This window comes from Kitasatospora sp. NPDC057965 (assembly GCF_042887135.1).
Classification (GTDB): Bacteria; Actinomycetota; Actinomycetes; order Streptomycetales; family Streptomycetaceae; genus Kitasatospora.
In genome coordinates this window covers 21,980-30,566 of sequence record NZ_JBHVPZ010000054.1, presented here as the reverse complement: position 1 = coordinate 30,566, position 8,587 = coordinate 21,980, and the positions used below count along the sequence as shown (strand labels likewise).

General features: G+C 76.1%; 8 protein-coding genes and 1 pseudogene. 4 read left to right on the top strand and 5 right to left on the bottom strand.

All coding sequences use genetic code 11. From position 1 onward, the window contains the following. Positions 1-46: 46 nt before the first annotated feature. Complete coding sequence (locus tag ACFVVU_RS37870; RefSeq protein ID WP_387794331.1) at positions 47-580, bottom strand: PadR family transcriptional regulator; 534 nt, start codon at positions 578-580, stop codon at positions 47-49. Positions 581-708: 128 nt separating this feature from the next. On the opposite strand from ACFVVU_RS37870, the gene ACFVVU_RS37865 reads away from it, so the two are divergent. Both ACFVVU_RS37865 and ACFVVU_RS37860 read left to right on the top strand, forming a co-directional pair. Beyond that, positions 709-1,470: an alpha/beta fold hydrolase gene (locus ACFVVU_RS37865; RefSeq protein WP_387794329.1), complete on the top strand. Its 762-nt coding sequence runs from the start codon at positions 709-711 to the stop codon at positions 1,468-1,470. A gap of 42 nt (positions 1,471-1,512) precedes the next feature. After that, positions 1,513-2,442: an aminoglycoside phosphotransferase family protein gene (locus tag ACFVVU_RS37860; protein WP_387794327.1), complete on the top strand. Its 930-nt coding sequence runs from the start codon at positions 1,513-1,515 to the stop codon at positions 2,440-2,442. On the opposite strand, the gene ACFVVU_RS37855 is transcribed toward ACFVVU_RS37860, so the two are convergent. From ACFVVU_RS37855 to ACFVVU_RS37840, 4 genes and pseudogenes are all read right to left on the bottom strand, one after another. Beyond that, positions 2,414-3,298 carry a biotin-dependent carboxyltransferase family protein gene (locus ACFVVU_RS37855; RefSeq protein ID WP_387794333.1) on the bottom strand — a complete coding sequence of 295 codons (885 nt, stop codon included), beginning with the start codon at positions 3,296-3,298 and terminating at the stop codon, positions 2,414-2,416. The genes ACFVVU_RS37860 and ACFVVU_RS37855 overlap by 29 nt on opposite strands. 288 nt (positions 3,299-3,586) lie before the next feature. Next, positions 3,587-4,228 (bottom strand): 5-oxoprolinase subunit PxpB, encoded by a 642-nt coding sequence (gene pxpB, locus ACFVVU_RS37850; protein ID WP_387794332.1) that lies wholly within the window; start codon positions 4,226-4,228, stop codon positions 3,587-3,589. 59 nt (positions 4,229-4,287) lie between these two features. Continuing rightward, a complete protein-coding gene (locus tag ACFVVU_RS37845) occupies positions 4,288-5,064 on the bottom strand; it encodes a LamB/YcsF family protein (RefSeq protein ID WP_380683456.1) in 777 nt (258 codons plus the stop codon). 106 nt (positions 5,065-5,170) lie between these two features. Beyond that, a pseudogene (locus ACFVVU_RS37840) lies at positions 5,171-5,702 on the bottom strand (hypothetical protein). Positions 5,703-5,960: 258 nt separating this feature from the next. On the opposite strand from ACFVVU_RS37840, the gene ACFVVU_RS37835 reads away from it, so the two are divergent. Together ACFVVU_RS37835 and ACFVVU_RS37830 are read left to right on the top strand one after the other, a co-directional pair. Beyond that, positions 5,961-7,496: a hypothetical protein gene (locus tag ACFVVU_RS37835; protein ID WP_380683460.1), complete on the top strand. Its 1,536-nt coding sequence runs from the start codon at positions 5,961-5,963 to the stop codon at positions 7,494-7,496. A 75-nt stretch (positions 7,497-7,571) separates the two neighbouring features. Then, positions 7,572-8,447, top strand: coding sequence for a hypothetical protein (locus tag ACFVVU_RS37830; RefSeq protein WP_350791373.1), 876 nt, complete (start codon positions 7,572-7,574; stop codon positions 8,445-8,447). Positions 8,448-8,587 lie beyond the last annotated feature (140 nt).

Here is an 8,587-nt window from a genome sequence, read left to right as displayed (position 1 = left end):
CCTCCGCAGGGGGCAGGCGCGGGCCGCGGCGTTCTTGCGGGTGCGCTCAGGCCGCCCGGTCGAGCTCCGCGAGGGTGGCGCGCAGCCAGTCCAGTTCCGCGGTGGTGGTCGCGCGGGCGATCAGCAGCATCCCGCGGCGGAACGGATCGGCCACCTCCTCGGCGCCCATCGGCCGGCTGCCGTCGTAGAAGAAACTGGCCGGCTCGCTGAGGAAGGCGAGGCGGCGCCGGAGCACGGCGGCCTGCGCGGCCGGTTCGCCGTCGAGGTGGCGCAGGAAGGCGAGCACGGTGAACCAGCGGTTCTCGTCGCTGACGTCCAGCTCCTCCGGGGCGCGCAGCCGCTCCAGCAGGGCGGCCCGGCCGGCGTCGGTGAGCCGCAGGGTGTGCCGGGGAGCCGCCGCCGCGCCGGGCTCGGTGGCGCGCACCAGCAGGCCGTCGGCCTCCAGCCGCTTGATCGCCGGGTAGAGCGTGCCGTCGCTGATCGGCCGCACGTGCCCGGTGAGCGCGGCGAGGTGGCGCCGCAGTTCGTAGCCGTGCAGGGGTCGGTCGTGGAGGAACCCGAGGATCGCGAGCTTCAGCATGGGCCCACTCTCTCAGATCCGACCGCCGATATATCGGTGTTGATATACCTCGGGTTCGAGGTATGGTCTCTCCGGCGCCCCGGAGGACCCGCGGCGCCGCCCCGACGAACCGCAGGAGGAGTACGACCGTGCGCGATGCCACCGTCACCCCGAACGGCGACCGGATCCGCTGGGTGGAGATCCCCGGCCGGGAGCCCGTCCGCCTCTATCTGCACGGCCTCGGCGCCAGCTCGCCCGTCTACTACGCCGCGGCCGCCGCCCACCCGCTGCTCGCCGGTCACCGCTCGCTGCTGCTCGACCTGCTCGGCTTCGGCATCAGCGACCGGCCCGCCGACTTCCCCTACACACTGGAGGCGCACGCCGACGCCGTCGCCGCGGCCGTCCGCGCGGCGGGGGCGGAGCGCGTCGAGGTGATCGGCCACAGCCTGGGTGGCGCGGTCGCGATCGCGCTGGCCCACCGGCACCCCGGGCTGGTCGCCGGGCTGGTGCTGGTCGACTCCGTCATCGACCCGGTCGCCCCCGCCCGCGGTCCGGGTGGCAGCGGCATCGCCGCGTTCACCGAGGAGGAGTTCCTGGCCGGCGGCCGGGAGGAGGTCGAGCGGTGGGCGGGCCCGTTCTGGTGGGCCACCATGCGGCTCGCGGGCGCCGAGGCGCTCCACCGCAGTGCCGTCCACCGCTGCCGGGCGACCGTGCCGTCCCTGCGTGAGCAGCTGTACGGCCTGGATCTGCCGCGCACCTTCCTGCACCCCGCGGCCGACGGCGAGCCGGCCGGCGCGGAGGGGCTCCGGGCGGCGGGCGTGGTGCTCGACGCGGTGCCGGACTGCGGGCACAACATCATGATCGACAATCCGGAGGGCTTCGCCAGGGCCGTCGCCGCCGCGGTGGCGTAGCGTCGGTGCCGTCCTGTCGTTGTGCTTGATCCGCTGTGAGGAGTGTGCGTGCCGATCCAGGTGCCCGAGGCATTGGCGGCCTCCCTCGTCCGGTTCCTCGGGGCGGAGGGGCGCGCCTGGGTCGACCGACTGCCCGGGCTCGCCCGGGAGCTGGCGGGCCGCTGGGAGCTGCGGCCCGACGGTGCGCCCGCGCACGGCGTGGTCGGTCTCGTCCTGCCCGTCCGGAGGGCCGACGGCACCGGCGCCGTGCTCAAGCTCCAGCCCGTGGACGAGGAGACGGCCGGCGAACCGCTCGCCCTGCGCGCCTGGGGCGGCCGGGGTGCCGTCCGGCTGCTCGACCACGACCCGGCCACCGGCTCGATGCTGCTGGAGCGCCTCGACCCCGGGCGCTCCCTGCTCGACGTCCCCGACGACCTGGCCGCCACCGCCGTCATCGCCGAGCTGCTGGCGCAACTGACTGAGAATCAGGCTCCGTCAGGTGTGCGGAAGTTGTCGGATGTCGCGGACGCCATGCTGGCCGGTGTCTCGGAGGCGCGCGGCAGGCTGGCCGAGGAGGCCGACCGCCGACTGCTCGCCGACCTCGCGGCCGCCCTGCGCGAGGTCCGGCCCGAGCCGGGCCACCGGCTGCTGCACTGGGACCTGCACTACGGCAACGTGCTCGCCCCGCTCGCTCCCGGTGTCCGCGCCGGCTGGCTCGCCATCGACCCCAAGCCCCTGGCCGGTGATCCGGGGTTCGAACTCCTCCCCGCGCTGGGCAACCGCTGGTCCGACCTCACCGCCACCGGCGACCTGCCGTGCGCCGTGCGCCGCCGCTTCGACCTGATGACCGATCGCCTCGCCCTGGACCGCGACCGGGCCGTCCGCTGGACCCTCGCCCGCGTCCTGCAGAACGTCCTCTGGGGCGTCGAGGGCGGCGATTCGGTCATCGACGACCGTCAACGCGTCATTGCCTCGGCCCTGTTGGGACGCTAGCCGGACGTCCGGGGAGGACAGCGAAGCGCAGCGGGGTGCCCGGGCGGGCCTGCGCGGCGGCGGCGAGGTCGGCGGGCGGTACGACACCGACCACCGGGTAGCCGCCGGTGGTCGGGTGGTCGGCCAGGAAGACCACCGGCAGTCCGTCCGGCGGGACTTGAACGGCTCCCAGCACCATGCCCTCGCTGGGCAGTTCGCCCTCCCGGGCGCGGGCCAGCGGAGGGCCCTCGGTGCGCAGCGCGATCCGGTTGCTCGCCGGGGCGACCCGAAAGGTCGCGTGGGACAGCCGGTCCGCGACGTCCGGGGTGAACCAGTCGGCGCGCGGCCCGAGCCGAAGTCGCAGCGCCAGCAAGGCCGGTGGAGCGGGCAGCGGCACCAGCTCCGGCAGCGGCCCGAACGGTGGACGCGGGCCGACGGGCAGCTCGTCGCCGACGGCCAGTGGGGCCGGGCCGAGGCCCGAGAGCAGATCGGCCGAGCGGCTGCCGAGCACCGGCTCGACGGCGACCCCGCCCGCCACCGCCAGGTACGCGCGCACCCCGGAGGTCGCGGCACCGACGTCCAGCACCGCCCCGGCGGGCACCGCCACCGGCGCGCCCCAGGCAGCGGGCCGCCCGTCCACCCGCACCGGCGAGGGCGCGCCGGTCACCGCGACCGTCAGTGGCCGCAACGCCCGCACCGCGATCCCGCCCAGCGTGGTCTCCAGGGCCGCCGCCCCGGGCGCGTTGCCCACCAGCCGGTTGGCCGCCCGCAGCGCCGGCTCGTCCAGCGCCCCCGCCCGCGGCACCCCGAGATGCGCCACCCCGCGCCGCCCCAGGTCCTGCACGGTGGTCAACGGCCCCGGGCGCACCACCACCATCGCACCCGTCACGCCGACCCTCCAGGGAGCTGCGGCGCTTGGGCGCGGGGTATGGGTGGAGTGCTGGTGGAGGCGGTCACGCTGTTCCTTCCGGGCGTCGTGGTGCCTGGGCGCGGGGTCCGGGTGGCGCGTTGGTGGAGGCGGTCACGTCGTTCCGTGCGGGCGGTGTCCTGCTGGAGTGACTTGCTGGAGTGGCCACTCGGGCTGGGTGGCGGATGGGGGGCGCGTTGCCCTCGCCCCGTGCTCCCGGAGATGCGTCGGCCGGTGGTGTGCCGTCGGCCTCGCCCGTCATGGGGTGTCGCCCCGGAGCGGGGTGAAGCGGACGCGGGTGCCCGGGGCGAGGAGGGCGGGTGGGGTACGGCTGGCGTTCCAGAGGGGGAGGGCGGTGCGGCCGAGGAGTTGCCAGCCGCCGGGGGAGGGGTGCGGGTAGACGCCGGTGTAGCGGCCGGCCAGGGCGACCGAGCCCGCCGGGACGCTGGTGCGCGGGGTGGCGTGGCGTGGCACCTCGTACCGCGCGGGCAGGCCGGTGAGGTAGCCGAAGCCGGCGGCGAATCCGCAGAACGCCACCACGTACTCGGGCTCCGTGTGGATCCGGACGGCCGCCTCGGGGGAGACGCCCCACCGGCGGGCGACCTCGTCGAGGTCCGCGCCGTCGTAGACGGTGGGCACCTCGACGAGCGGCCCGGCGGTCGCCGACGCCGCGCCGGGGCGCACCGTGCGCAGCAGCCGGGTCAGCGCGCCGACGTCCGCCACGCCGTCCAGCAGGACGGTCCGGGCCGCGGGCACGATCTCCTCGACCGGCGGCAGGTCGCCGGCCGCCCGGCGCTCGCGCAGCCAGCCGTACCAGGCGGTGACCTCGGCGGTGTCCGCGAGTTCCACGAGCAGCGCGTGCTCGCCCACCGGCCGGACGGCCGGCCCGACGGCCGCAATCGGGTCGGCCGCTTCCGGGCCGGCCGGGTCGGCGGGGTCGGGCTCCCCGGCGCGGTCGGTCACGCGAACGCCTCCACCCGCACGCCCGCCGAGGCGAGGGCGCCGCGGATGCGCCAGGCGAGCTGCGCCGCGCCGGGGGTGTCGCCGTGGACGCAGAGCGAGCGCGCCTCGACCGCGATCGGTTCGCCGCCGACGGCCTCCACGGTGCCGTCCCGGGCGATGCCGACCGCGCGGGTGATGACCTTCTCGGGGTCGTGGATCACGGCGTCGGGTTCGCGGCGCGGGACGAGGGTGCCGGCCCAGGTGTAGGCGCGGTCGGCGAACGCCTCGGTGACCACCGGCAGTCCGGCGCCCTCGGCGACCGCCAGCAGCCGGGAGCCCGGCAGGCCGAGCACCGGCAGCGGGCCGTCGCCGGCCGCCCCGGAGCACAGGATCCCGGCGACCACGGCCTCCGCCTGGTCGGCGTCGGCGACCACCCGGTTGTAGAGGGCGCCGTGCGGCTTGACGTAGGAGACCCGGGAGCCGGCGGCGCGGGCGAAGACCTGCAGGGCGCCGATCTGGTAGGCGATCTCGTCGGCCAGTTCGTCGGGCGGCACGTCCATCGCCCGGCGGCCGAAGCCCGCGAGGTCCCGGTAGGACACCTGGGCGCCGATCCGGACGCCGCGTTCGGCGGCCAGCGCGCAGACCCGGCGCATGGTGGAGGGGTCCCCGGCGTGGAAGCCGCAGGCGACGTTGGCGCTGGTGACGACGGAGAGCAGGGCCTCGTCGTCGGTCAGCGTCCAGCGTCCGAACCCCTCGCCGAGGTCCGCATTGAGATCGATCACCGCATCGGCCACGCCCGTCCGCCTTCCAGCAGCTGTTGAGGCAGATGGTAGGGCCTGCACCGGGGCGCGCCGCGCGCCGCTCTTCCGCCCGGCTGCGCGGGCCGGTCGGGCGGGCCGGTCAGGCCGGCCGGGGGTGTCCGGCCGCCTCCGCCCGCTCGACCAGCGGCCGCAGCGCGCGCAGGACGAGGAGCAGCGGGACGGCGCCCACGATCCCGAACGACATGTCGACAAACCGCCAGTAGAGCGGAATGCCCCGCAGTGGTCCGCAGATCAGTGCCAGCGGGATGATCCCGGCACAGGCGAGCACCGCCCAGCGGATCACCCAGACGTTGCGCACCGGGTCCCGGAGGGGTCCCCAGAACGCCGCCGCGATCACCAGATGGGCGAAGGCGAGCCAGTCGGTGCCGTAGGCGAGGAAGGGGTAGTGGGCGTTGGTCTCGGCGAGGCCGTCGCGGACCCGCTCGATCCACTCCAGCAGGGCGGGGAAGCGGTCGGTCACCGGGGCCGGCGGCCAGCTCGGCGAGCCAGCGGGTCTCGCTCTCCAGCGGGAAGGCCGTCAGTCCGCTCAGGACCAGGCAGACCGCGAAGATCCGGAGCCATCGCCGGACCTTCCGCAGGGCCGCCCGTTCGCCGTCGGTCGCGTCGTTCATCTGCGTCCACCCCCGGACCGGCGGCATGTCGAGGACATGCCGAGGAGGCAGGCCGGGCTTCTCCCGCCTGCTCGGGAACGACTCTAGACCCTGAAATTGAACGCGTTCAACCCATCCTTCGGGGTCGCCGCACCCCGTCGCCCGCCCCGCCCCCGGTCCTGCCCGGACCCCGCCCCCGACCCCGCCCGGGTGGCTGTCCGAAAGGTCCGTTTCGGTCGATGTCGGCCCCTGCCTCTAGTCTTGTCCCCCGTGACCGTCATCGCCGACCAGCCCACCGAGCACGGCCCCCGGCCGCCCGCCGGGTCCGCCGTCGCCGCCGCGCGGCCCGCGCAGGGCCCCGCCGCCGACGAGGGCCTGGCCCGCCGGCTCAAGGCGCTGGCCTGCACCGCCCCGCTGCACGACCTGGACAGCCGCAAGGTGATGCTGGCCGGCGAGTACGGCGGCTACGCGATGGCCGAGGTCGGGCTCGCCGCGATCGACCTGGTCACCCTCAACATGGACTTCGACACCGGCGCCGACCGCGAGCTGGTGCTCGCCCGGCTGCTGCCCAGGGTCGCCGCCCAGGCGCCCGGCCGCCCCACCGCCGAGCACCAGCGGGTCGGCCGCTGGGTGCTGGAGTCGCTGATCAACGTCGGCAGCGTCGACCGCGGCTTCCGCGCCGTCTACGGCACCTTCAGCGCCGAGGGCGAGTACGTCCGCCGCGACTACGACTTCAAGCTGATCGAGGAGGTCCCGGGCCCCGACGGCGGCGTCTACCTGCGCACCACCGACGAGGCGGTCAACGTCCTGGTCGGCGCCCTGGACACCGACGTCACCTCCGCCCAGATCGCCGCCGAGGTCAAGCTGGAGGTGCTGATCCGGCGCGGCCGCCTGGCCGACGCCCAGCTCGCCGCCGAGCAGGCCCGCTACCGCACCGTCCAGTACGCCGAGACGCTGCGCCGCGCGCTGGAGGCCACCCGGCGCAACGTCCGCGCCGTCGACTGGATGCGGGCGATCCCGGACCTCATCGACGAGGCGCTGGACCACATCGCCGACCGCTACCGGCACGAGAACGCGATCCTCACCAACATCCGCAAGGCCCGCGACGAGGCCGAGGAGCCGGAGCACAAGCGCCGGGCCGCCGAGCTGGTCGACATCGTCAAGGACTGCATCCGCCGCCACACCCAGCTGCAGACCAGGCTCCTGGAGGCCGGCCCGCTGTTCCGCGCCGAGCAGGACCGGCAGGCCTTCGCCACCCCCGGCGCCCGCAGCGGCATCGACCTCTACGGCCAGCTGCTCGCCCCGGTGCTCCGGCTGCCGATAGCCCAGGCGGTCCGCCCCACCGGCGCGTTCTTCGCCCGCGGCACCGGCCTGCGCACGCCCGTCTCGGTGCGTGTCGCCGACCTGGTCGACCTGCTGCTCACCCCGCCGGTCGAGCGCGAGCACCTCGGCGCCGAGCTGCCCGACCCGGACCTCGTCGCCACCCCGGACGACAGCCGGTTCTCCGAGGCCCAGCTGGAAGCCGCCCTCGACCTGCTGGACCTGCCCGCCGACGCGCCCCGCCGGCTCTCCGGTCTGCTCGCCGAGGCCCGCGCGCAGGACCCGGAGCTCCCGTACCTGGTCGCCCTGCTGGCCGTGCACGCGGCCAGCCCGCCGGTCGGCACCGCCTACCGGCAGGGCGAGGAGCGGCTGCTCTTCGCCGTCGACGACGGCACTCCGCTGCACGACCGGGAGTTCGGCGGCGCCGACCTCATCGTCGGCAGCGCCCTGCTCGACGCCGTCGGGATGGCCGCCGACCGCAAGGACGCCGGCTGACCCCCGTCCGGGCCGACGCCGACCCGCCCGCACCCACCCACCCGCACCCCCGCAACGCCCCGAGGAGCACCGCCCGTGACGACCCACCACGACACGTCCTGGGCGCCCGAGACCGAACCGGCCGCCCCCGCGCCGATCACCCCGGCCGACGTCGCCGACGCCGCCCGCCTGGTCTCCTTCGGCCTCCAGGCCAAGCTGCTCCCCGCCCGCGACGCCGAGTACGCCGAACTGGTCCGCCGCCACCGCGAGGACCCGCCCTTCGCCCGTCTCGCCGACGCCGTCGCCACCGGCATGGGCCTGGTCGTGCTGGAGGTCTCCCCGCGCGCCGGCATGGCCGTCGCCGCCGCCGAGGACTCCCTCTTCGCCGTCCGGATGGGCGACTACTCGCGCCGCGCCGCCTCCGAGTCCACCGACCGCTTCCTGCACGGCCTCGCCCACCTGGCCGTCGCCGCCATGGCCTTCCCGCGCCCCGAGGACCTCGCCGACGACGGCTACCTCGGCCGGATCACCGTCAACGGCATCGACTCCTTCGTCCGCCAGGCCTGCCGCCGCCTGGAGGAGCAGGCCGCCGCCGACGGCGACAACACCGACCCGCAGAGCGACGCCCCCGGCCTGGAGGCCGCCTGGCGGGTCTGGGCCCGGCGCACCGCCACCGGCGCCACCAAGGACGCCCGCCGGCTCTCCGGCTCCACCATCGGCATCGTCGCCAAGGCCGTGCTGTTCCTGGTCGACTCCGGGTTCCTGCAGAAGGTCTCCGACGACGCCGGCGGCACCTACCGCACCACCGCCCGCTACCAGCTCCAGGTCCGCGACCTGGCCGGCACCGCCGCCATGGCCGAACTGCTCGACCTCGGCGTCGTCCCGGTCTCCGACGGCACCGCCTCCCTGCTGCCCCCGGACACCGGGGACGACCTGGTCGCCGACGCCGGCCTGCCGTTCCACTCGCTCTAGCCCCGGGCCGCACCGCGACCCTCCCCGGGCCGCACCGCGACCCTCCCCGGGCCGCACCGCGACCCTCCCCGGGCCGCACCGCGACCCCGCCGGCACCCCCGCCCCCACGCCGGCACCTCCGATCCTCCGACCCACCCGCC

What these genes read in the sequence shown, in the direction of transcription:
- ACFVVU_RS37870 (WP_387794331.1), bottom strand. Translation starts at nt 580, where the DNA reads ATGCTGAAGCTCGCGATCCTCGGGTTCCTCCACGACCGACCCCTGCAC.
- ACFVVU_RS37855 (WP_387794333.1), bottom strand. Translation starts at nt 3,298, where the DNA reads ATGGTGGTGGTGCGCCCGGGGCCGTTGACCACCGTGCAGGACCTGGGG.